Source organism: Stenotrophomonas sp. YJH_SMC_119 (assembly GCF_059368315.1).
Genome location: NZ_JCAFRP010000001.1, coordinates 627,218 through 648,911, shown reverse-complemented (window position 1 = coordinate 648,911; position 21,694 = coordinate 627,218). Strand labels below are relative to the sequence as shown.

General features: G+C 67.5%; 19 protein-coding genes. 16 read left to right on the top strand and 3 right to left on the bottom strand.

What is annotated here, in order from left to right:
- Positions 1 to 74: 74 nt before the first annotated feature.
- The 13 genes from AC5P6S_RS02985 to tkt all read left to right on the top strand — a co-directional run bounded on the left by AC5P6S_RS02985 (position 75) and on the right by tkt (position 15,929).
- Entirely contained in the window at positions 75 to 1,133 is a 1,059-nt protein-coding gene (locus AC5P6S_RS02985) for a pilus assembly protein PilM (protein ID WP_005410860.1), read from the top strand.
- The gene (locus AC5P6S_RS02980; protein WP_049396146.1) at positions 1,133 to 2,005 is read left to right on the top strand and encodes a PilN domain-containing protein; all 873 of its coding nucleotides are present in this window, start codon (positions 1,133 to 1,135) and stop codon (positions 2,003 to 2,005) included. The genes AC5P6S_RS02985 and AC5P6S_RS02980 overlap by 1 nt, the downstream gene beginning before the upstream one ends.
- On the top strand, positions 2,002 to 2,658 hold the full coding sequence (locus AC5P6S_RS02975) for a type IV pilus inner membrane component PilO (RefSeq protein WP_005410857.1): 657 nt from the start codon (positions 2,002 to 2,004) through the stop codon (positions 2,656 to 2,658). Before AC5P6S_RS02980 ends, AC5P6S_RS02975 begins: the two co-directional genes overlap by 4 nt.
- A gap of 26 nt (positions 2,659 to 2,684) precedes the next feature.
- Entirely contained in the window at positions 2,685 to 3,188 is a 504-nt protein-coding gene (locus tag AC5P6S_RS02970) for a pilus assembly protein PilP (RefSeq protein ID WP_044571441.1), read from the top strand.
- 21 nt (positions 3,189 to 3,209) lie between these two features.
- Positions 3,210 to 5,177 (top strand): type IV pilus secretin PilQ, encoded by a 1,968-nt coding sequence (locus AC5P6S_RS02965; RefSeq protein WP_005410855.1) that lies wholly within the window; start codon positions 3,210 to 3,212, stop codon positions 5,175 to 5,177.
- Between the two features lie 198 nt (positions 5,178 to 5,375).
- Positions 5,376 to 6,401: an AAA family ATPase gene (locus AC5P6S_RS02960; protein ID WP_005410854.1), complete on the top strand. Its 1,026-nt coding sequence runs from the start codon at positions 5,376 to 5,378 to the stop codon at positions 6,399 to 6,401.
- An 8-nt stretch (positions 6,402 to 6,409) separates the two neighbouring features.
- Positions 6,410 to 7,339 (top strand): DUF58 domain-containing protein, encoded by a 930-nt coding sequence (locus AC5P6S_RS02955; protein ID WP_005414346.1) that lies wholly within the window; start codon positions 6,410 to 6,412, stop codon positions 7,337 to 7,339.
- Positions 7,336 to 7,785 (top strand): DUF4381 family protein, encoded by a 450-nt coding sequence (locus AC5P6S_RS02950; RefSeq protein WP_076739771.1) that lies wholly within the window; start codon positions 7,336 to 7,338, stop codon positions 7,783 to 7,785. The genes AC5P6S_RS02955 and AC5P6S_RS02950 overlap by 4 nt, the downstream gene beginning before the upstream one ends.
- Entirely contained in the window at positions 7,782 to 8,786 is a 1,005-nt protein-coding gene (locus AC5P6S_RS02945; protein ID WP_024958482.1) for a vWA domain-containing protein, read from the top strand. The genes AC5P6S_RS02950 and AC5P6S_RS02945 overlap by 4 nt, the downstream gene beginning before the upstream one ends.
- Positions 8,783 to 10,627 (top strand): VWA domain-containing protein, encoded by a 1,845-nt coding sequence (locus AC5P6S_RS02940; RefSeq protein WP_099561580.1) that lies wholly within the window; start codon positions 8,783 to 8,785, stop codon positions 10,625 to 10,627. Before AC5P6S_RS02945 ends, AC5P6S_RS02940 begins: the two co-directional genes overlap by 4 nt.
- Positions 10,624 to 12,339: a BatD family protein gene (locus AC5P6S_RS02935; protein WP_180874389.1), complete on the top strand. Its 1,716-nt coding sequence runs from the start codon at positions 10,624 to 10,626 to the stop codon at positions 12,337 to 12,339. Before AC5P6S_RS02940 ends, AC5P6S_RS02935 begins: the two co-directional genes overlap by 4 nt.
- A 57-nt stretch (positions 12,340 to 12,396) precedes the next feature.
- Positions 12,397 to 13,716, top strand: a complete 1,320-nt coding sequence (locus AC5P6S_RS02930) for a dicarboxylate/amino acid:cation symporter (protein ID WP_024958479.1) — start codon at positions 12,397 to 12,399, stop codon at positions 13,714 to 13,716.
- A 215-nt stretch (positions 13,717 to 13,931) separates the two neighbouring features.
- Positions 13,932 to 15,929: a transketolase gene (gene tkt, locus AC5P6S_RS02925; RefSeq protein WP_005410847.1), complete on the top strand. Its 1,998-nt coding sequence runs from the start codon at positions 13,932 to 13,934 to the stop codon at positions 15,927 to 15,929.
- A gap of 125 nt (positions 15,930 to 16,054) precedes the next feature.
- Here tkt and AC5P6S_RS02920 read toward each other — a convergent pair whose 3' ends face one another.
- Together AC5P6S_RS02920 and AC5P6S_RS02915 are read right to left on the bottom strand one after the other, a co-directional pair.
- On the bottom strand, positions 16,055 to 18,007 hold the full coding sequence (locus AC5P6S_RS02920) for an acetyl-CoA hydrolase/transferase C-terminal domain-containing protein (RefSeq protein WP_065183870.1): 1,953 nt from the start codon (positions 18,005 to 18,007) through the stop codon (positions 16,055 to 16,057).
- Between the two features lie 34 nt (positions 18,008 to 18,041).
- Positions 18,042 to 18,599, bottom strand: coding sequence for a flavin reductase family protein (locus tag AC5P6S_RS02915; RefSeq protein ID WP_049406605.1), 558 nt, complete (start codon positions 18,597 to 18,599; stop codon positions 18,042 to 18,044).
- Between the two features lie 118 nt (positions 18,600 to 18,717).
- On the opposite strand from AC5P6S_RS02915, the gene AC5P6S_RS02910 reads away from it, so the two are divergent.
- From AC5P6S_RS02910 to AC5P6S_RS02900, 3 genes are read left to right on the top strand one after another with little or no spacing between them, the layout of a single operon-like run.
- Positions 18,718 to 19,083: a BlaI/MecI/CopY family transcriptional regulator gene (locus tag AC5P6S_RS02910; protein ID WP_012481135.1), complete on the top strand. Its 366-nt coding sequence runs from the start codon at positions 18,718 to 18,720 to the stop codon at positions 19,081 to 19,083.
- Positions 19,076 to 20,275 carry a M56 family metallopeptidase gene (locus tag AC5P6S_RS02905; RefSeq protein WP_099527297.1) on the top strand — a complete coding sequence of 400 codons (1,200 nt, stop codon included), beginning with the start codon at positions 19,076 to 19,078 and terminating at the stop codon, positions 20,273 to 20,275. The genes AC5P6S_RS02910 and AC5P6S_RS02905 overlap by 8 nt, the downstream gene beginning before the upstream one ends.
- Entirely contained in the window at positions 20,272 to 20,835 is a 564-nt protein-coding gene (locus AC5P6S_RS02900; protein WP_012481133.1) for a hypothetical protein, read from the top strand. Before AC5P6S_RS02905 ends, AC5P6S_RS02900 begins: the two co-directional genes overlap by 4 nt.
- Positions 20,836 to 20,890: 55 nt before the next feature.
- Here the strand turns inward: AC5P6S_RS02900 and AC5P6S_RS02895 are convergent, their stop codons facing one another.
- Entirely contained in the window at positions 20,891 to 21,691 is an 801-nt protein-coding gene (locus AC5P6S_RS02895; RefSeq protein ID WP_114619130.1) for an MBL fold metallo-hydrolase, read from the bottom strand.
- Between the last annotated feature and the right edge of the window lie 3 nt (positions 21,692 to 21,694).

The window sequence follows — 21,694 nt, the reverse complement described above, 5'->3', positions numbered from 1 at the left end:
CATTTGCTAAGAATACGTTATTAATGCTCGGGCGCAGGTCTTGCGTCCAAGTGCCCGTCGGCAGGGGAGAAACCGTGGGGCTCATCCCAAAAAGTCAGTCGCCGCTTGTAGGCGTCGACATCAGTTCGACTGCGGTAAAGCTTTTGCAGCTGTCCCGCAGCGGCAATCGTTTCCGTGTGGAACATTACGCTGTGGAACCTCTTCCGCCGAATGCGGTGGTAGAGAAGAACATCGTGGAAGTGGAGGCCGTGGGTGAGGCCATCCGCCGTGCCATGAACCGTTCAGGCAGCAAGGCCAAGCTGGCCGCTGCCGCCGTCGCCGGGTCGGCGGTGATCACCAAGGTGATCCCGATGCCGGCCGAGCTCGACGAGAACGACATGGAAGCCCAGATCGAGCTGGAAGCGGTCAACTACATTCCGTACCCGATCGAGGAAGTGAACCTGGACTTCGAGGTGATCGGGGCGATCCCGAACAACCCGGAGATGGTCCAGGTGCTGCTGGCCGCGTCGCGTTCGGAGAACGTGGAACTGCGCCAGTCGGCCCTGGAACTGGGTGGTCTGCAGGCCAAGGTGATGGACGTGGAGGCCTTCGCGGTCGAGAACGCCTACGCCCTGGTCGCCAGCGAGCTGCCGGTGTCCATCGACGGCGTGGTCGCGCTGGTCGATATCGGCGCCACCATGACCACCCTCAACGTCCTGCGCGGCGGCCGCAGCCTGTACAGCCGCGAACAGGTGTTCGGTGGCAAGCAGCTGACCGACGAGATCATGCGCCGTTACGGCCTGAGCTACGAGGAGGCCGGCCTGGCCAAGCGCCAGGGCGGGCTGCCGGAAAGCTACGAGATGGAAGTGCTGGAGCCGTTCAAGGAAGCCACGGTCCAGCAGATCAGCCGCCTGCTGCAGTTCTTCTATGCAGGCAGTGAGTTCAACCGCGTTGATCACATCGTGCTGGCCGGCGGCTGCGCCGTGCTGGGCGGGCTGCCGGAAATGGTCGAGGAGCAGCTGGGCGTGCCGACCGTGGTCGCCAACCCGCTGGCACAGATGACGTTGGGCCCGAAGGTGAACGCGCATGCGCTGGCCCAGGATGCCCCCGCGCTGATGATCGCCACCGGTCTGGCGCTGAGGAGCTTCGACTGATGGCACGCATCAATCTATTGCCCTGGCGCGCCGAGCGGCGCAAGCAACGCCAGCGCGAGTTCTACGCAATGCTGGGCATGGCCGCGATTGGTGGCCTGCTGCTGTCGCTGCTGATCTGGTTCTATTACGACCGCCAGGTGAGCGGCCAGATGGACCGCAATGCCTATCTGGAAGCCGAGATCGAGAAGGTCAAGGAACAGAACAAGGAGATCGACCGCCTCGATGCGCAGAAGGACCGCCTGCTGGCCCGCAAGAAGGTGATCGAGGAACTGCAGGCCAAGCGCTCGCAGATGGTCCACCTGTTCGACGCGTTGGTGCGCACGATTCCTGACGGCGTGGTGCTGACCGCCCTGCAGCAGGAGGGGGACATGCTCACCCTCGAGGGACGCACCCAGTCCAATGCACGCGTGTCGGCTTACATGCGCAACCTGGAAACCTCCGGCTGGATGACCAACCCGGAGCTGTCGATCATCCAGGCCAGTGCCGGCGACAAGACTGCAGCCGGCCCGGTATCGGACATCAAGGCACTGCCGTACATGTTCAAGGTCACGGTGAAGCTGCCGGCGCAGAGTGAAGAGACAGGCACTGCCGGTTTGAACGCGGATGGCAGCGTGGCGGCCGCCCCGGCTGCGACGCCCGCCGTGGCGCCGCTTGCCGCCGGCCCCGATGCGGCGGCCCCGGCTGCTGCACCAGCACCGGCCCCGGCCCAACCGGCGGCGGCCCCGGCCGCAGCACCCGCCAGCGCACCGGCGCCTGCACCGGCCAAGCCGAACCAGCCCGCCGCACCGGCCCCGGCCGCCAGGCCTGAGGGCAGCCGCCTGGCGCAGCCGCCGCAGGCCTCTTACGCCCCGCTGCAGGGGGACCGCGCATGAGCCAGAAAATCGATCTGAAGAACCTGGATTTCAACGACATCGGCAACTGGCCGCAGAAGGCCAAGATCGTCTTCTGTTCGTTGCTGGCCCTGGTCATCATGTTCGTTGCATGGATGCTGCTGATCAGCGGCAAGCGCGATGAACTGGCCAGCCTGGAATCGAAGGAAAGCGATCTGCGCACCGAGTTCTCCAAGCAGCAGGAACGCGCGGTGAACCTGGGGCCGCTGAAGCAGCAGCTGGCGCAGATGGAGCAGGTGCTGCAGCAGATGCTGCGGCAGCTGCCCAGCAAGACCGAAATGCCGGACCTGATCATCGACATTTCGCAGACCGCGCTGTCCAGCGGCCTGACCAGCCAGCTGTTCGAACCGGAACAGGAGCAGGTCAAGGAGTTCTACGCCGAGAAGCCGATCAAGCTGAAGATGGTGGGCAGCTACCACCAGTTCGGTGCGTTCGTCAGTGGCGTGGCCTCGCTGCCGCGCGTGGTGATCCTGACCATGCACGACATCAACCTGAAGCCGGCGGACAAGGCTGGCGGTGGTTCGCGTGCCGGTGCGCTGGAATTGTCCGGCACGGTCAAGACCTACCGGTATCTCGACGAAACCGAGGTGCAGGAACAGCAGAAGGCTGAAGCCGGCAAGGAGGGCAGCAAGTGATCCGTTCCTTCTTTGCACGCTGCGGGATGGCCGCTGCCGTGTTGCTGCTGGCCGCCTGCGGCCGTGGCGTGACCAGCACGCCGGGCGATGCGCCGAATCTCGAGAAGTGGGTGGAAGGCGAACGTGCCCGGCCGGCGCAGCCGCTGGAACCGTTGCCTGTGATGCAGCAGTTCGAGACCTTCGAATACTCCGCGCAGGGCCTGCGTGATCCGTTCACCGATGCCTGGACCAATCCGCAGGGGAATGGCGGATTGCGGCCGGATCCGAACCGGCGCAAGGAGCCCCTGGAGGGCTTCCCGCTGGACGCACTGGACATGGTCGGTACCATCGGCACCGGCGGCGGCACCGTCGCACTGGTGATGGGACCGGACAAGGTGACCTACCGGGTGCGCCCGGGCGGTTACCTGGGGCAGAGCGACGGGCGGGTCACTGCGGTCTTCGAAGACCGTGTGGAGCTGATCGAACTGGTGCCGGATGGCGCGGGTGGCTGGCTGGAACGGCCGGCAACGCTCTCGCTTGAAGATCAATGATCGTTTACTGGGGATAGCACGATGACCTTTCACCAAGCCAAGGGGCTGCGTCCCAACCGGCGCTCTACCTTGAACCGTGTCAGCGCGTTGGGAGTCGCGCTGATGCTGGCCTGCGCTCCGGCGCTGGCCGCCGCACCGGCGGAGAAGCCGGTGGGCACCACCGTCGCACCGGCCGCGGCACCGGCCGGCCTGTCGGTGGCCAAGATCGATTTCAAGCGCGGCGATGATGGCGCGGGCCGCCTGATCGTGCAGTTTGACGGCCAGGGCGCGATCCCGGACCTGCGCACGCAGGGCAACAGCGTGGTGGTCGACGTGGGCAATGCCCGCCTGCCGGCCAACCTGCAGAAGCCGTTGAACGTCGTCGACTTCGCCACGCCGGTGCAGCGCATCGACGCCAAGCCGTCCGGCGCCGGCACCCAGCTGGTGCTGAGCACCGGCGGTGCGGTGGAGTCACTGGCCTACCAGAGCGGCAACGAATACGTGGTGGAGATCAGCGCGCGGCAGGCTCCGGCCGCCGTCGGTGCAGTGACCGCCGGCAGCGTCACCCAGGCCGCAAAGGCCGTCGGCCAGCGTGGCTTCACCGGCAAGCCGGTGACCTTCAATTTCCAGGACGTGCCAGTGCGCACCGTGCTGCAGTTGATCGCCGAAGAGTCCAACCTCAACGTGGTGGCCTCCGACTCGGTGCAGGGCAATGTGACCCTGCGCCTGGTCAACGTGCCGTGGGACCAGGCACTGGACATCGTGCTGCGTGCCAAGGGCCTGGACAAGCGACGCGATGGCAGCGTGATCTGGGTCGGCCCGCAGGCCGAGCTGGCCAAGTTCGAGCAGGAGAAGGAAGACGCGCGCATCGCCATCGAGAACCGCGAAGACCTGGTGACCGATTACGTCCAGATCAACTACCACAGCGCCACCCAGATCTTCAAAGCCCTGACCGAAGCCAAGGGCATCGGCGGTGGTGGCGGTGGTGGCGCAGGTGGCGGTGGTGGTGGGTCGTCGCAGGAGGAGAGTGGCTTCCTGTCCGGCCGTGGCCGCATCGTTGCCGACGAGCGCACCAACACGCTGATGATCAGCGACATTCCGAAGAAGATCGCGCGCATGCGTGAGCTGATCAACGTGATCGACCGCCCGGTCGACCAGGTGCTGATCGAAAGCCGCATCGTGATCGCCACCGATACGTTCGCGCGTGAGCTGGGCGCGCGGTTCGGCATCAGTGGCAGCCGCGACAACGCCTACTTCAGCGGCAATCTGGAAGCCAACGAGGCAACCCGCAAGTCGCAGGTCGAAGCCAATGCGACCAACGCCAAGGCCTACCGCGACTGGCTGGCCGGTGGCAGTACGGGCCCGGCGCCGGTGCCGGTCGGCTCGGCAATCACCCGTGGCCTGAACTGGGCCATGCCGGCGGCGTCCACCAACCCGGCAGGCTCGCTTGCGCTGTCGATCCTCAATGCCGGCTACCTGCTGGACGTCGAGCTGTCGGCCATGCAGGAGGAGTCGCGTGGTGAAGTGATCTCCAACCCGCGCGTGGTCACCACCAACCAGCGCGAGGCCCTGATCAAGCAGGGTAAGGAAATCGGCTATGTGACCATCAGCGCCGGTGCGGGCGGTGTCGCTACGCCGAACGTGCAGTTCAAGGAAGTGGTGCTGGAACTGAAGGTCACCCCGACCATCACCAACGACAACCGCGTGTTCCTCAACATGCAGGTGAAGAAGGACGAAGTGGACCGGCTGATCCAGCTGGAAGGCTATGGCACCGTGCCGTCGATCAACCGCCGCGAAGTGAACACCGCAGTGCTGGTCGAGGACGGGCAGACCGTGGTCATCGGTGGTGTGTACGAGTTCACCGACCGCAACAGCATCAGCAAGGTTCCGTTCCTGGGCGATGTACCGTTCCTGGGCAACCTGTTCAAGAAGCGTGGCCGCAGCAAGGACAAGGCCGAGCTGCTGGTGTTCGTCACCCCGAAGGTGCTGCGCGTGGCCAGGCAGAACTGAGCCAGCGAACCCGCGACACGAACAAGGGCCGCCATGTGCGGCCCTTCTTCGTTCATGCCGGACGTAGTCCGCGGATGATCCGGTAGATCCACGCCATGCGTGGAGGAGAGGCCCGTTCAGCCGTTCTTGATGCCAATCGCAGGGCACCCTGCGATGATGTGGGGAACCCGTGCCGTCCCGCGCCGGTCAAAGGCCCCCATGAACCTGCCACCGCCGATGCCCGAAACCGTCTCGCCGCCGCCCGCGCCGGCCGCCTCCCGCCTGCATGGCGCCTTCAACCAGTTGCGCGACGCGCTGTCGGCCGAAATCGTCGGCCAGGCGGCTTTGGTCGAACGCCTGTTGATCGCATTGCTGGCCGACGGGCACCTGCTGGTGGAGGGCGCCCCGGGACTGGCCAAGACCACGGCCATCCGCGCACTGGCCTCGCGCCTGGAGGCGGATTTCGCCCGCGTGCAGTTCACCCCCGACCTGCTGCCGGCCGACCTGACCGGCACCGAGATCTGGCGCCCGCAGGAAGGGCGCTTCGAATTCGTACCTGGCCCGATCTTCCACCCGATCCTGCTGGCCGACGAGATCAACCGTGCGCCGGCCAAGGTGCAGTCGGCGCTGCTGGAGGCCATGGGCGAGCGCCAGGTCACGGTTGGCCGCCACACCTATGCGTTGCCGCCGCTGTTCCTGGTGATGGCCACGCAGAACCCGATCGAGCAGGAAGGTACCTTCCCGCTGCCGGAAGCGCAGCTGGACCGTTTCCTGATGCACGTACGCATCGGCTATCCGGACCAGGCCGCCGAATCGGAGATCCTGCGGCTCGCCCGCGAGCGTGCCCGTGGCGCCCTGGGCGAGGCGGCACCCGCACCGGAGAAGCTGCCGATGCAGGATGTGTTCGATGCCCGCCGCGAAGTGCTGGACCTGCACATGGCGCCGGCGCTGGAGCGCTACCTGGTCGAACTTGTGCTGGCCTCGCGTGATCCGTCGCGCTATGACGCCGGCCTCGGGCGCCGCATCGCCTGGGGCGCAAGCCCGCGTGGTTCCATTGCGTTGGAACGCTGCGCCCGTGCACGCGCCTGGTTGGCCGGCCGTGACTTCGTCACCCCCGACGATGTGCGTGCGGTTGCCGCCGACGTGCTGCGCCATCGCGTGCTGCCCAGCTACGAAGCCACCGCCGAAGGCTGGGATGGCGAACGCCTGGTGCAGGAGCTGCTGGCCCGGGTGCCGGCACCCTGAGCCCGCGCATGACCGATCCATCCCTGGAAGCCGCATCCACCGTCAGTGATGGCGACGGACTGCGCCCGCACCTGTCCGAACTGGTAGCCCTGCGCCGGCTGGCACAGCGGCCGCCGCCGCCACGCCGTGGCCGTGCCGGCAACGCCGGGCAGGCGCCGTCGCCGCTGCGTGGGCGTGGCATGGAGTACGCCGAGTCACGCGAGTACGTGGCCGGTGATGATGCACGGCATATCGACTGGCGCGTGACCGCGCGGACCGGCCGTGCCCATACCAAGCTTTTCCAGGCCGAACGCGAGCGGGTCAGCCTGATCGTGGCCGATACGTCGCCGGCGCTGTATTTCGGCACCCGCGTGCGATTCAAGTCGGTGCAGGCGGCACGCGCGGGCGCCGTCGCCGCGTGGTCGGCGCAGCGTCGCGGTGACCGCGTGGGTGCCCTGCGCGGCAGTGACCGCGAAGCGCCGATTGCACCTGCGGGTGGGCCGCGTGGTGTACTGCGTGTGCTCGACGCACTCACCCGCTGGTACACACAGCCACCCGCCGACGATCTCGGCCTGGAACGCGCGCTGGACCATGCCGCCCGCGTGCTGCGCCCCGGGGCGCGCATGCTGGTGCTGGCCGATCCGCAGCAGGCCGCGCGGATTCCCGTCGTGCGCTGGAGCGCGCTGGCCCAGCACCATGACCTCAGCCTGGTGCTGCTGGTCGATCCCCTCGAACTGCAACCGCCCTCGGCGGCCCTGCAGTTCCAGACCGCGCAGCAGCGCATTGGCCTCGACCTGCGTCGCAGCGAGGTGCAGGCGCACTGGCAGGCGCACTTCGTCGAACCACTGCAGGCGCTGCGCCGCCAGCTCGGCGCACGCCGCGTTGACGTGCAGGTGTTGTCCACCGATGCGCCCAGCGACGCCTGGTTGGCACCACCGGTAACCGAGGTGCCGGCATGAGCGCCAACCTTCCGCTGCGCGATGTGCAGTTGCCGCCGGCACCGTCGTGGTGGCCGCCGGCCCCCGGCTATCTGATGGTCGGTGGCGCGGTGTTGCTGGTGATCCTGGCGCTGGCCCTGCTGTGGTGGCAGCGCCGCCGTCGTCGCCAACGCTGGTTACAGGCGTTCGACCAGGAGCTGGCCACCACCGCCGATGCCACCGCGGAACTGGCGGCGATCGCCGGCCTGCTGCGTCGCGCCGCGCGACAGGCACAGCCCGGCAGTGAATCCCTGCGTGACGATGCCTGGTGGCAGCGCGTGGATCCGAAGGGCACGTTGCCGGATGCGCGCCGCAACCTCCTGGCCGAAGGTGCCTATCGTCCCCGCGTGGACGCCAGCGAAGTGGCGGCCGTGCGTAGCTGGGCGCGCGAGCGCTACCTGGCGATGCTGCTGGAGCGCCGCCGATGAACCTGCTGGCAAGTTACTGGCCATGGCCCGACCTGCAGCTGGCGTGGCCGCTGGCCCTGCTGGCGCTGCCGTTGCCGTTGCTGATGCGCTGGTGGAAGCGTCGTGCCGATCCCGGCGCTGCGCTGCGCGTGCCCTATGCGGCGACGGAACTGGAAGCGCTGGCCGGTGGCGGCCGCGTCGATGGGTCGTGGCTGCGTACGCTGCTGTTGTGGCTGGGCTGGTGCGCGCTGTGTGTCGCACTGGCTCGCCCGCAACAGCTGGGCGAAGCGATCACGCCACCGCAGCAGGGCCGGCAGATGATGCTGGCGATGGACGTGTCCGGCAGCATGGGCGAGGGCGACATGGTGCTGGGGGGGCAGGCGGTGGATCGCCTCACCGCAGCCAAGGCCGTGCTGGCCGATTTCCTGGATCGTCGTGCCGGCGATCGCATCGGCCTGCTGATCTTCGGGGACCGCGCTTATACGCTCACGCCACTCACTGCGGACCTGGCCAGTGTGCGCGACCAGCTGCGCGACAGCGTGGTCGGCCTGGCCGGGCGCGAGACGGCCATCGGTGATGCCATCGGCCTGGCGGTGAAGCGCCTGCGCAGCCAGCCGGAAGGGCAACGTGTACTGATCCTGCTGACCGACGGCGTCAGCAATGCCGGCGTGCTGGAACCGCTGCGTGCGGCCGAAGTCGCGCAAGCTGAAGGGGTGCGCATCCACACCGTCGCGTTCGGTGGCGATGGCAGCATGCGCTTCCTCGGTATTCCGATTTCCGCTGACCAGGACCCGGTCGACGAGGCCACGTTGAAGAAGATTGCCAGCCTGACCGGTGGCCAGTTCTTCCGCGCACGCGATACCGCGCAGCTGGCCGGCATCTACGCCGAACTGGATCGTCTGGAGCCGATCGCTGCGAAGGGGCCGAGCCTGCGCCCGCGCGAGGAGCGCTATGCGTGGCCATTGGGCCTGGCCTTGCTGCTGGGGGCATTGGCATGGGTGTGGCCGGAGCGCCGTCGATGATCGCGTTGGCATCCCATCTTCCCGACTGGAATGCACTGCACTTCCTGCGCCCGGAATGGCTGTGGGCCTTGCTGGCCTTGCCGGTGATTCTCGCCGTGGCGCTGTACCGGCAGCGGCGCAGCGATGCGTGGCGGCAGGCGGTGGATGCGCACCTGTTGCCGCATCTGCTGGCCGCCGGTGCTCGCCGTCGCGTGCGGCTGCCATTGGCAGTGCTGCTGGGTTGGACGCTGGCAGCACTGGCGATGGCGGGGCCGAGCTGGCGGCAGCAGGCACAGCCGATGTTCCAGCCCAGCGCACCGCTGCTGATCGTGCTGGATCTGTCCAGCCGCATCACTGCCACCGACCTGCCACCGTCGCGCCTGCTGCAGGCAAGGGCCAAGGTCGGCGAGCTCCTGCGCGCACGCAAGGGTGGGCAGGTGGGGCTGGTGGTGTACGCCGAAGATGCCTACACCGTCGCGCCGCTGACCGATGACGGCAGCAACGTCGCGCTGTATCTGGATGCCTTGTCGCCGGATGTGATGCCGCGTGATGGCCAGCGTGCCGACCGTGGCATCGACTGGGCCACGCGGCTGATGCGGCAGATCGCTGCACCGCAGGGACAGATCCTGCTGGTCACCGATCAAGCCGATGGTGAAGCTGCATTGGCGGCCGCGCAGGCACGTGGTCTCGGCCTGCAGGTGTCGGTGCTGGGGCTCGGTACACCGGCGGGTGCGGCGTATCGTGACGACAGCGGACAGATCCGTCAGGCTGCGCTGGACGAAGGTCGCCTGCGTGCGGTGGCCACGGCAGGTGGCGGTCGCTATGCGCGCATCACCGCCGATGGCAGTGACCTGCGCGCACTGGGTGTGCTTGATGCACGCGAAGGTACTGCGGCGCAGCGGCCCGGCGAGGGCAGGCAATGGCGCGATGAAGGATTCTGGCTGCTGCCACCGGTGATGCTGCTGGCGCTGCTCGCCTTCCGCCGCCGCGCGCTGCTGGCCGCAGTACTGGCGGTGGGCCTGCTGCCATGGATGGGGGATGTGCAGGCGCAGGCAGCTCCAGCGCCCGCTTCGCCGCCATCGCAGGGCACGCTGTGGAAGCGCGCCGACCAGTTGCAGCACCAGCGCCTGGCCGACGGCGTGCAGGCCTATCGCGCGGGCGACTTCGCCACTGCGCGCAAGCAGTTCGAGGGCATCGACAGTGATGCGGGCTGGTACAACCTGGCCAACACGCTGGCGCGCCAGGGCAGCTACGACGAAGCCATCGCCGCCTACGACCGCGCGCTGGCGCTGCATCCCGGCATGGCCGATGCGGTCGCCAACCGTGCCGTGGTTGATGCCGCACGCAAGCGCAAGCAGTCGGGGGGGCAGGGCCAGGACCAGCAGAAACCGCAGCAGAACGGGCAGCAGAAGCAGCAGAACAATTCACAGGGCCAGCGGAACCCGCAGGGCCAGCAACCGCAGCAGGGCCAGAAGGATCCAGGACAGGGTCAGCCACCATCTCAGCAGGGCCAGCAGGGGCAGCCCAAGGCGGGTGACGACGACGCGCAGTCGGCGCCTCAGCCCGGCGAGCGTGGCCGAGATGGACAGCAGGCGCCACCACAGGTGGAGGATGCCAAGGCGCAGGCCCAGGCTGATAAGCAGCAGCGCCAGCGCATGCAGCAGGCGATGCAGCAGGCACGTGAGGGCAAGGGCGGACAGGATGGCAAACCCGTGCCAGGCAGTGACGGCACTACTCCGCGCCAACGCGAGGAGCAACAGGCGGTGGAGGCGTGGATGCGGCGCGTGCCGGATGATCCGGGCGCATTGCTGCGGGCCAAGTTCCAGCTGGAAAATGAACGCAGGAAGAGGGAAGGGCGATGACGCGGGCGATCAACATGCACGGGCACTGGCCCCGACAGGTACTGGCGGCGCTGCTGCTGTGGCTGCCGCTGCTGGCCTGGGCGCAGCCGCGCGCGTGGCTGGACCGCGACCGCATCGCGATGGGCGACACGGTCACGCTCAATGTCGAGAGCGACCAGGGTGCCCCTGACTTCACACCGTTGCGTACCGACTTCGACCTCAGCGGGCAGACCAGCAGCCGCCAGGTGGAGTGGAGCAACGGCAGCATGCAGCAGCGCAACCTGTATGGCGTGGCGCTGACGCCACGGCGTAGTGGTGCACTGGTGGTGCCGGGCCTGCAGGTGGGCAGCGTCCGTACCGCGCCGCTGACCCTGCAGGTGGATGCCGCTGCCGTGGCCGGCCCCGACAGCAATGCGGTGGCATTCATCGAAACCGTTGTCGATGACGAAACGCCGTATGTGCAGCAGAGTGTAGGCGTGGTGGTGAGGCTGTTCTTCGCCTCTCAGCTGGCCTCTGGCGAACTGGTGCTGGATACCCCGGCGGGTGCGTCGCTGCAGCGGGTAGGCGATGACCGCACCGATGTGCGGCAGGTCAACGGCCGCCGCTACAACGTGGTCGAGCGCCGCTTCCTGCTGATCCCCGAGCGCAGCGGTGCACTTCGGCTGGCCGGTGCGCGTTTCAGTGGGCGCAGTGCCGGTGGCTTCTTCGACGACTTCTTCGGCGGCGGCGACGGCCGCATGAATGCCACCGGCGCCGATCGCACGCTGCAGGTACAGGCGCAACCGGCACAGGCGCCGCAGCCATGGCTTCCGCTGCAGAGCCTCCAGCTGCGCTACACCAGTGCGCCGACCAGCGCCCGTACCGGTGAGGCCGCCACTGTGGTGGTCGAGGCGATTGCCGAAGGGGCAACCCGTGCACAGTTCACCGACCTGCCGGTGCCGGATCTGGGCACCCATGCGCAGGTATTCGCCGAACCTGCGCAGTACGAAGAATCGTTCAATGGCAGCACGCCGCGGCTGAAGATCACCCGCCGCTATTCGATCGTGCCGCGCCAGCCAGGCTCGCTGGTGGTGCCGGGGCCGCGCCTGCCGTGGTGGGATGTGCGCGCAGGCAAGGCGCAGGAAGCGAAGCTGCCGGACCTGACATTGGCTGTCGCAGCCGGCAGTGGCGGTGGCAGTGCTTCACCTGCGCCGCTGCCGCCGATCGACACCGATGCTGCGCTGCCGGGTGGCGATGGCCAGGACAGCCGCATCGCCGCGACCGATCCGCGCGCCAGCGGCCTGGCCGAACGCCCGTGGCCGTGGATGGGCGCGGCCATCGGACTGGCGCTGCTGTGGCTGCTGACCCTGTTGTGGGGCTGGCAGCGAGGCCGCCGACCGCATGCGGCGACGCCTGCAGCCGGCAAGCCCTCTGTGCCGACTGTGGCGCGCGGACGTGCCGGCCTGACCGAACTGCGCCGCACGCTGGATGGCGAAGGCTTCGATCAGGTGGAAGCGCAGCTGTGCGCGATGGCCGGGGTTGAGCGCATCGAGCAGGTCATCGCGCGGTTGGATGACCCTGGCCAGCGCCAGGTGCTGCAGGACCTGCAGCAGGCACGCTGGGGCGGGCAGGGCGACCTGGCATCGCTGCGCGCGCGTCTGCGCGAGGTCTTCCGTGACGGACCGCACTGGTCGGCGGCTACCGGCGCCGCTGACACTGGCCTGGCGCCGCTGTATCCAACGCGGCGAACCTGAACCGGCGCCGCTTGCGCGCTTTGTTAGAGTGCATTCATTTTTCGAGGAAATCCGCGCATGACAGCAGCTGCTGCCGACAAGAAGAAGTTGCCCCTGCATTGGAAGATGGGCATCGGCTTTGCGATCGGCCTGATCCTGGGACTGATCGTGCACGCCCTGGGCGGCAGCGTCGATGGTCTGCAGGCCGGTGCCAAGTGGGTAATGGACTACATCACCACCCCGGCGTCGGGCCTGTTCCTCAACCTGATCTTCATGCTGATCGTGCCGCTGATCTTCTCGGCGCTGATCATGGGCGTGTCGGAGATGGGCGACATCCGTGCCCTTGGCCGCATCGGCTGGAAGACCCTGGCGTATACCGTGCTGCTGTCCGGCATTGCCGTGGGCATCGGCCTGGTGCTGGTCAACCTGCTCAAGCCGGGTGCCGGCGTCGATCCGCAGGTCGCTGCGATGATGCTCTCGGAGAACGCCGAGCGCAGCAAGGAAATCGTTGCTGGCATCCATGGCACGCCGAAGGGCATGGACATGCTGCTGTCGATCGTGCCGAGCAACGTGCTGCAGGCCGCGTCCGACAACGGCGCGATCCTGTCGCTGATGTTCTTCGCGCTGATGTTCGGCATCGGCATGGTGCTGACCGACGATGAGAAGGTCGCGCCGCTGCGCCGCGCCATTGAAGGCGTGTTCGAAATTTCGATGACCCTGATCAACCTGGTCATCCGCCTGGCCCCGTATGCGGTGGCCTGCTTCATGTTCAACCTGGCCGCGCTGTTCGGCTTCGAGTTGATCATCCGCCTCGGTGCCTACGTGGGCGTGGTGGTGCTGGCACTCGGCCTGCACATGATCGTGACCTACGGTACCGCCGTGTGGCTGTCCGGCCGTTCGCCGCTGTCGTTCTTCCGCGATACCCAGGAAGCGACGGTGATGGCGTTCTCCACCGCCTCCAGCAACGCCACCCTGCCGACCGCGCTGCGCGTGGCCGACCAGATGGGCCTGCCGCAGCGCGTGTCGCGCTTCGTGCTGACCGTGGGCGCCACCGCCAACCAGAACGGCACCGCGCTGTTCGAGGGCGTGACGGTGATCTTCCTGGCCCAGTTCTTCGGCGTGGACCTGAGCATCGGCCAGCAGATCATGGTGATGGCGGTCTGCATCCTCGGTGGCATCGGCACCGCCGGCGTGCCGTCGGGCTCGCTGCCGGTGGTGGCGATGATCTGTGCGATGGTGGGCGTGAACCCGCTGGGCATTGGCCTGATCCTGGGCGTGAACCACTTCCTGGACATGTGCCGTACGGCGCTGAACGTGACCGGCGACCTGGCCCTGACCACGCTGGTGGCCAAGGGCGAATCGCACGACGGCCCGGCGCTGGGCCCGCAGCAGGACTGAGTCCAACGCCACTGCTGGCGACCTGATCGGGGTCGGATTCCTTTCCGCAAGGAAAGGGCTCCGACCCCGCTTCACATGCGGAATCCGGGGGAGATGACGACGTTGCCGGCCAGCGGCCGGCACGACCGGGCAAGGTGAACCGACCCCCCGCCCGGCGACTATGGGACAATAGGCCGCCCGCACGTCCGCGGCCGCCTCCCGATTCCGACAGAACCATGACGCAGCCTACCCGTCGCCAGTTGGCCAACGCCATCCGCTTCCTTGCCGCCGATGCGGTTGAAACCGCAAAGTCCGGCCACCCCGGCATGCCCATGGGCATGGCCGACATCGCCGAAGTCCTCTGGAACGACTACCTCCGCCATAACCCGAGCAACCCGCACTGGTTCAACCGCGACCGTTTCGTGCTGTCCAACGGCCACGGTTCGATGCTGCAGTACGCGCTGCTGCACCTGAGCGGTTACGACCTGCCGATCGAGCAGCTGAAGCTGTTCCGCCAGCTGGGCAGCCACACCGCCGGCCACCCGGAGCGCCACGAGACCCCGGGCGTGGAAACCACCACCGGCCCGCTGGGCCAGGGTTTCGCCAATGCCGTGGGCTTCGCCCTGGCCGAGAAGCTGCTGGCACAGCGCTTCAACCGCCCGGAGCTGGAAGTGGTCGACCACCGCACCTGGGTGTTCATGGGCGATGGCTGCCTGATGGAAGGCGTGTCGCATGAAGCCGCTTCGCTGGCCGGTACCTGGGGCCTGCACAAGCTGGTCTGCTTCTGGGACAACAACCACATCTCCATCGACGGCAACGTCGAGGGCTGGTTCACCGACAACACCCCGGAGCGTTTCGAGGCCTATGGCTGGAACGTGGTGCGCGATGTCGATGGTCATGACCCGGAGAGCATCAAGGCCGGCATCGAGGCCGCGCTGTCGCAGAGCGACAAGCCGACCCTGATCTGCTGCCGCACCACCATTGGCTTTGGTTCGCCGAACAAGGCGGGCAAGGAATCCAGCCACGGCGCACCGCTGGGCAAGGACGAACTGGAAGCCACCCGCAAGCAGCTGGGCTGGGAATACGGTCCGTTCGAGATCCCGCAGGCGATCTACGACGGCTGGCGCGCCAACGGCGCCGGCACGCTGCGCCAGGCCGAATGGGAACAGCTGTTCGACAAGTACGCCAGCCAGTACCCGGCTGAAGCGGCCGAACTGACCCGCCGCTCGCATGGCGAACTGCCGGCCGACTTCGTTGCCAAGGCCGATGCCTACATCGCCCAGGTGGCCGCCGAAGGCCCGACGATTGCCTCGCGCAAGGCGTCGCAGCTGGCCATCGAAGCCTATGCACCGCTGCTGCCGGAAATCGTCGGCGGCTCGGCTGACCTGGCGCACTCCAACCTGACCCTGTGGAAGGGCAGCAAATCGGTTGCCAGCGACGACGCCAACGCCAACTACGTGTACTACGGCGTGCGCGAGTTCGGCATGACCGCCATTGCCAACGGCCTGGCCCTGCACGGTGGCTTCATTCCGTTCGACGCCACCTTCCTGGTGTTCAGCGACTACGCCCGCAACGGCGTGCGCATGAGCGCGCTGATCCCGGCCCACGCCATCCACGTCTACACCCACGACTCGATCGGCCTGGGCGAAGACGGTCCGACCCACCAGCCGGTGGAGCACCTGGCCTCGCTGCGCTACATCCCGAACAACGACGTGTGGCGTCCGTGCGATGCGGTCGAGTCGGCGGTGAGCTGGAAGGCTGCGATCACCCGCCAGGATGGCCCGAGCTGCCTGGTGTTCAGCCGCCAGAACCTGCCGCACCAGCCGCGCAACGCCGAGCAGATCGCCCAGATCGAGCGCGGTGGCTACGTGCTGGCCGATGCTGCTGGTACCCCGGACGTGATCCTGATCGCCACCGGTTCGGAAGTCTCGCTGGCCACCGAAGCCAAGGCCCAGCTGGACGCGGCCGGCCTCAAGACCCGCGTGGTCTCGATGCCGTCCACCGACGTGTTCCTGCGCCAGGATGCGGCCTACCGTGAATCGGTGCTGCCGAACGCCGTGCGCAAGCGCGTGGCGGTGGAAGCCGGCGTCACCGGTTTCTGGCGCCAGTTCGTCGGCCTGGACGGTGCCGTGATCGGTATCGACACCTTCGGTGCCTCGGCCCCGGCCGACCAGCTGTACAAGCACTTCGGCATCACCACTGCCCACGTGGTGGAAGCGGCCAAGTCGCTGTAAACAGCTTCGCGGCGTAATGAGGAAAGGCCGGCGCACGCCGGCCTTTTCTTTGCCGCAGGAAAAAGGGGACGGAGGGGATCAAGTCGTTTGTGCACATGCGACTTAATCCCCTCCGTCCCCTTTTCTCAGGCGGTACGCGCCAGCGCCAGCCGCAGCAGTCGCGCGTCCAGGCGCTCGGCGAAGTCCTTCGGGGCCTGTAGACCCATGCGCTGCAGGTACACCGCATCGCCGTCGCCGGCCGGTTGCCGCAGAGCCGCCCAGACCGTGCGCAGCTTGTCGCCGCGGGTCTGCGTGTTGGCCTTCAGCCAACCCAGCGCCTTCACCAGCACCTGCTCGATCTCGTTGAAGTCGCTGCCCAGCGGATAGTCCGGCAGGCTGCCGTCGGCGCGGAACGGTGCCAGCGCCGCGGCCAGCGCCTGTGGCGTGTTGCGCTGCTGGCGCTCCGGATCCGGTTGCGTGGCTGCCAGCAGCTTGCGCGAGGCCTGTGCCTGCTGCAGCAGGCCGCTCTGGAACGGGGCTTCGGTGATCGCCGTCATCGCATGCACGCAGTCCTCGTCGGTCAGGCCGCGCAGATCGGCGATGCCGTATTCGTTGAGGTAGATGTCGCGCAGGTGGCGCGGGATGGTGGTGTGCCCGTAGTTCCAGCGCACGTTGGATTCGCGCTGGCCCTTGTCATCGCGCGCCGCGCGGAACATCAAGACGCTGCGCGCTTCCGGCAGGGCATGTGCCATCGCCACGAAGTTGTACTGGCCACCCACGCCGGACACCACACGTCCGTCGTCCAGCGCATCCGACACGGCCGCGCCCAGTGCAGTGGCCATCATGCAGGAGTTGAAGAAGCGCGCATGGCGGCGTTGCAGGCGCTCCAGCGTCTCGTTGCCGCCATACAGCTGGTTGATTTCGCTGATGCGGCGCATGCCGATCGCACGGCATTCGTCTTCCGGCAGCGTGCGCAGCCACTCGTAGAACTCCGGCGAGCCCAGGTAGAACGCGCCGTGCAGGTACTCGCCCTCGGCGGCCAGGGTGGCGTGGTCGATGGACAGCGTGCTGCCGTTCTCGATGCGCTGCATCAGCGCCAGGTCGTCGTGCACCTTGCGCTTGATCACCCCGGTCTGCACCAGCCGGCGGAAGCCTTCGTTGAGCATCTCGCTGCAGCCGTACAGGCCCACCTCGAACGGATCCAGTCCGCCGATCTCCTGCACCAGCGGGTGGCTGGCCAGGTGTGGATCCAGCGCATGCAGCACGCGGCGGTAGCGCGCGTTGTCGGTGTGGCGCAGCACCAGCGCATGGCTGAGCGCGTCGGCCAGCGTGCCGATGCCGATCTGCAGGGTGCCGCCGTCGCGCACCAGCGTGCTGGCGTACAGGCCGATGGCGTAGTCGGCATCGCCCACCGGCTGCCGCGGCAGCCCGAACAGCGCCGGGTACGGCGGCGGCGGGGTGATCACCAGATCGAAGAACGACACATCGACCGTGGCCGAGCCGCCCATGTAAGGCAGCTGCGGATCGATCTCGGCGATCAGCAACGGGCGCGGCAGCCCGCGCGCGGTCATCGCATCCAGCGTGTCCTGGGTGATGTCGTTGTTGCACGACAGCGAAAGCCGGCGATCGTTCGGCCGCATCGCCACCTTCTGCACGATCACCTGCGGCGCGCGCTGCGCGACCGCATCGGCGGCGTGGGTGTAGTTCAGGCTGGTATAGCTGGATTGCGCCTGCCGCGAACCGAGCAGGGCGCCGGACTGCATGTAGAACTCTTCCACCTGCACATGTGCCGGCAGCGCATCGCGCGCGATCGCATCGGCATAGGCCAGGCGCGGGAAATCGTCGCCGAAATGGCGCTGCGCGAACGGCGCCATGAAGCGCGCTTCCAGGCCGTTGCCGCGCGCCTTCGGCGGGTTCAGCGACAGCGCGGTATACAGCTGCAGCGGTCGCGATGGATCGTGCTCGACGCGTGCATAAAGGGCATTGAGCAGCCGATGCGGCTTGCCCAGTGCCAGCGGTGCCCCGATCCGCAGCGGCCCGTCCACGCGCGCAAACAACCAGTCGACGGCGGCGTCCAGGTCGGTGAGGTGTTCGGTCATGCGCGGCGGTCCTGCGTGTGGGGGAGTGTTGGCATTACAGCATGTCGGGCTTGAACCGCCGTCGACGCGAGACTTCGGCGCCGGACACCATGAACTGGCCATCGCCCCGGTAATGCACCGTGCGCGGCAGTTTCGGCCGGGGCGCGACGTGGGCGCGCACGATTTCCCAGATGAACAGGTTGCTCGATTGCACCTGGCTGTCGTCGTAGAGTCGGCATTCGAAGCACGAATGACATTGGCCGACCAGCGGCGCGCCGACCTCGCGCGCGGGCAGCGCATCGAGCTCGAAACGGGCGAACTTGTCGACCTCGCGGCCGCTGCAGTTGCCGATGTCCACCACGGTGTCGAGCAGCTCCACGCCGGGCACATTGATCACGCACTCGCCGCTGCCACGGGCCAGCGCGTGGCTGTGGTTCGCGTCCCACAGGTAGGTAGCGACCAATGACGGCGAGAAACCCATCACCATGTGCCAGCCCAGCGTCATCAGGTTGCGCTGGCCACGCCAGGCGGTACTGACCAGCACGATCGGGCCAGGTTCGAGGAAGCGGCGGGCCTGCTCGACCGGGAAATCCTTCTTGGGCAGCGCTTTCATCCGGGGCCTGGAGCGGGAGGCATCGATGCTGGCGCAGCCGGGATGAACCTGGAGTCGAGGGGCTTGACAGACGATTCGATTACGCGCGTAATCGTTGCGTCGATTACGGATGTAAACCATGACCCCGATCAGCGAAGCCGAAGCCGTTGTGATGGAGGTGCTGTGGCAGCAGGCACCGCGTAGCGCCGATGAAGTGGTCGCCGCACTGGCCCACCGCGACTGGGCCGAACCGACCATCAAGACCCTGCTCAATCGTCTGCTGACCAAGGGCGCGATTGCTGCCGAGCGTGATGGCCGGCGCTACCTGTACCGGCCGCTGCTGCAGCGCCAGGCGTGGGTGGAGGCGCAGAGCCAGGACTTCATCGGCCGTGTCTTTGAAGGGCGCGTTGCGCCGTTGGTCGCGCACTTCAGCGAACGCGGCCAGTTGAGTGCGCAGGACATCGCCGAACTGAAGAAACTGATCCAGGAGCTGGACCATGACTGAGCTGCTCAACGGAGTGTGGCAGGCCAGCCTGTGGTTGGCGGTGGGCGCGGTCCTGCTGGCGGTGATGCGGCCGCTGTTGGTGCGATTGGGGGGCGCTGGTCTGGCATACCGCAGCTGGTGGCTGCTGCCGATGCTGCTGCTGGCACTGATGCTGCCGTTGCCGCAGGTTGCGTTGTTGCAGCAGGTACCCACGCTGCCGCTGAAAGTGCTGCCCGGTGCCATTGATGGCGCGGCCGGCCAGTCCTTGCCATGGGCCGGGTTGTTGCTGGCATTCTGGGCCGTGGGCACGGGCCTCTGCCTGCTGCGCGACCTGCGCGCGCAGCGTCGATTCGAACGGCGCATGGGTCCACTGACGCCGCGCACCGATGGCAGCTGGCAGGCCAGCGCCGACCCGGGCCTGCCAGCGCTGGTTGGCCTGTGGCGGCCGCGCATCGTGGTCGGCCCTGACTTCGACCAGCACTTCAGTGCACAGGAACAGCACCTGATCCTGCAGCACGAGCGCAGCCACCGTCGCAATGGCGACCACTGGGCCAACGGCGCGCTGCTGCTGGTGCGCGCGCTGTTCTGGTTCCACCCGTTGCTGCCATGGGCCGCACGCCGCTTCCTGCGCGACCAGGAACTGGCCTGCGATGCCCGCACCATCGGCCCGCAGCCTGCGCTGCGCGGCCTCTACGCCAGCACGCTGCTGAAGGCGCAGCTGGTCCACCCGGTTGCGCCCGCGGTCTGCCATTGGCGCAGCCAACCCGTGTTGAAGGAGCGCATCGCCATGTTGAGGCAGTCCAAGCGGAAGGCATTGCCGTGGGTGTCGGGACAGGTACTGGTGGTCGGGTTGTGCCTGGGAATGGGAGCGGTGGCGTGGGCCAGCCAGGGCGGAGGCGCGGGAGGCCCGGCAGGGTCCGTCATGGATCGGGAGATCCAGGTCGACAAGATGCCGCCGCCGTCCTATCCGAAATCTGCGGTCGAGCAGCGCCAGGTGGGCGTGGTGAACCTGCGCGTGGAAGTGGATGCCCAAGGCCGTCCCACCGACGTCCAGGTGCTCAGCGCCACCAATCCGGGGGTGTTCGATGCTGTCTCGATTGCTGCGGCGCGCAGCTGGACCTATCGGCCCGCAGTGAAGAACGGCAAGCCGGTGGCCGGTGCCGTGCGCGTCCCGATTACCTACGCCATGGATGACACCGAGGACACGAAGTGAAGCGAGCGCCGCTGCTGATGATGGCCGTGCTGCTGGCGGGATGTGCAACCCAGGATCGCCTGACCACCGCCGATACCCGCAGCGAGAATGTCGGTCACCAGCGCCTGCGACCCGATGCGGGGGGAGGGACCGGCCAGATCCAGCCCTACGCACTGGCCGCCAGCGAAGGCTACCGCATGCCACAACTGCATACGGCACCGGACCCGGTAGTGGGCGAGCGTGATCCACGCACCTCGCTGCCGCCGACTACGGTCTGCCTGCAGGTGGTGGTGGATGCGCAGGGCAGCGTTGAGCGCAGCATCCCGCTGACCGACCGCAGCGAATGCAGTGCGGGTGAGGCACCGGAGAATGCGCCCTTGCTGCAGGCAGCGCAGGAGGCGGTTGCCATGTGGAAGTACTCGTCCGCCGCAGTCTGTCACTTCGCTGCAGGCAAAGTGCCGGCTGATCGCGGCGACTGCCGCAGTGCCGAGCGGGTCGAACCGGTGGCCGTCACCCTGCAGTACGCCTTCACTTTCGAGGTCGTGAAGGGCCAGCAGACGGTCCGCACGCAGGGAAAATGATCGCGCGTGATGCCGGGTAGCGCCGGGCCATGCCCGGCCAGTACAACGGCGTCGATCAGGCCCCGCCCTGGATGTTGGCCTTCACTGCGGGCTGCATCAGTTTCGGTTCTTCCAGCGTGGCATCGCGTGCCTGTCGCACGCTGACGAACTCCGCCTCGGCTACGCCGTCATGCACGTGGATGTTGTGCGCGCGTTGTTCGCCGATGGTGGTTTCGTTGGCGAAATCACGGCCGCCCGGACCGTAGTCGTGGCAGACGAATACGCGGGTCGCATCGGGCAGGGCCAGCAGGCGCTGTATCGAACGGTACAGCTGTGCGGCATCGCCGCCCGGGAAATCGCAGCGGGCGGTGCCGCCGTCGGGCATGAACAGCGAGTCGCCGGTGAACAGTGCGTCGCCGATCAGGTAGGCGATGCTGTCGCTGGTGTGGCCGGGCACGGCGATCACCTGGCAGCGCAGTTCGCCCAGAGCGAAGGTTTCGCCGTCGCTGAACAGGTGATCGAAGATTTCATCTGCGGCAGGAAGCTGCAGGCCATAGCGTGGTGCAAACGTCGCCTGCACCGCACGGATGCCTTCGCCGATGGCGAGCGTGGCCTGCGGGAAGCGCTGCTTCAGGCGGCGCCCCGCCGACACATGGTCGGCGTGGGCGTGGGTTTCCAGCAGCCAACGCAGCTGCAGGCCCTGCTGTTCGATGGCCTGCAGCACGTCGCGCAGCGGTGACTCGCTGCTGGCGTCGGTGTCCGGGTCGTAGTCCAGGACCGGGTCGATCAGCGCCGCCTCGCCGCTGGCCGGGTCGCTGGCCAGGTAGCTGAAGGTATTGCTGTCACGGTGGAAGAACGACTGCACCTGGACTGACATTGG

Excerpts from the sequence above, each read along its gene's own strand:
- AC5P6S_RS02905 (WP_099527297.1), top strand. The coding sequence starts at position 19,076 with ATGACTGAGCTGCTCAACGGAGTGTGGCAGGCCAGCCTGTGGTTGGCG.
- AC5P6S_RS02945 (WP_024958482.1), top strand. The coding sequence starts at position 7,782 with ATGAACCTGCTGGCAAGTTACTGGCCATGGCCCGACCTGCAGCTGGCG.
- tkt (WP_005410847.1), top strand. The coding sequence starts at position 13,932 with ATGACGCAGCCTACCCGTCGCCAGTTGGCCAACGCCATCCGCTTCCTT.
- AC5P6S_RS02955 (WP_005414346.1), top strand. The coding sequence starts at position 6,410 with ATGACCGATCCATCCCTGGAAGCCGCATCCACCGTCAGTGATGGCGAC.
- AC5P6S_RS02910 (WP_012481135.1), top strand. The coding sequence starts at position 18,718 with ATGACCCCGATCAGCGAAGCCGAAGCCGTTGTGATGGAGGTGCTGTGG.
- AC5P6S_RS02965 (WP_005410855.1), top strand. The coding sequence starts at position 3,210 with ATGACCTTTCACCAAGCCAAGGGGCTGCGTCCCAACCGGCGCTCTACC.
- AC5P6S_RS02895 (WP_114619130.1), bottom strand. The coding sequence starts at position 21,691 with ATGTCAGTCCAGGTGCAGTCGTTCTTCCACCGTGACAGCAATACCTTC.
- AC5P6S_RS02960 (WP_005410854.1), top strand. The coding sequence starts at position 5,376 with ATGAACCTGCCACCGCCGATGCCCGAAACCGTCTCGCCGCCGCCCGCG.
- AC5P6S_RS02935 (WP_180874389.1), top strand. The coding sequence starts at position 10,624 with ATGACGCGGGCGATCAACATGCACGGGCACTGGCCCCGACAGGTACTG.
- AC5P6S_RS02970 (WP_044571441.1), top strand. The coding sequence starts at position 2,685 with ATGGCCGCTGCCGTGTTGCTGCTGGCCGCCTGCGGCCGTGGCGTGACC.
- AC5P6S_RS02950 (WP_076739771.1), top strand. The coding sequence starts at position 7,336 with ATGAGCGCCAACCTTCCGCTGCGCGATGTGCAGTTGCCGCCGGCACCG.
- AC5P6S_RS02930 (WP_024958479.1), top strand. The coding sequence starts at position 12,397 with ATGACAGCAGCTGCTGCCGACAAGAAGAAGTTGCCCCTGCATTGGAAG.
- AC5P6S_RS02920 (WP_065183870.1), bottom strand. The coding sequence starts at position 18,007 with ATGACCGAACACCTCACCGACCTGGACGCCGCCGTCGACTGGTTGTTT.
- AC5P6S_RS02980 (WP_049396146.1), top strand. The coding sequence starts at position 1,133 with ATGGCACGCATCAATCTATTGCCCTGGCGCGCCGAGCGGCGCAAGCAA.
- AC5P6S_RS02940 (WP_099561580.1), top strand. The coding sequence starts at position 8,783 with ATGATCGCGTTGGCATCCCATCTTCCCGACTGGAATGCACTGCACTTC.
- AC5P6S_RS02915 (WP_049406605.1), bottom strand. The coding sequence starts at position 18,599 with ATGAAAGCGCTGCCCAAGAAGGATTTCCCGGTCGAGCAGGCCCGCCGC.
- AC5P6S_RS02975 (WP_005410857.1), top strand. The coding sequence starts at position 2,002 with ATGAGCCAGAAAATCGATCTGAAGAACCTGGATTTCAACGACATCGGC.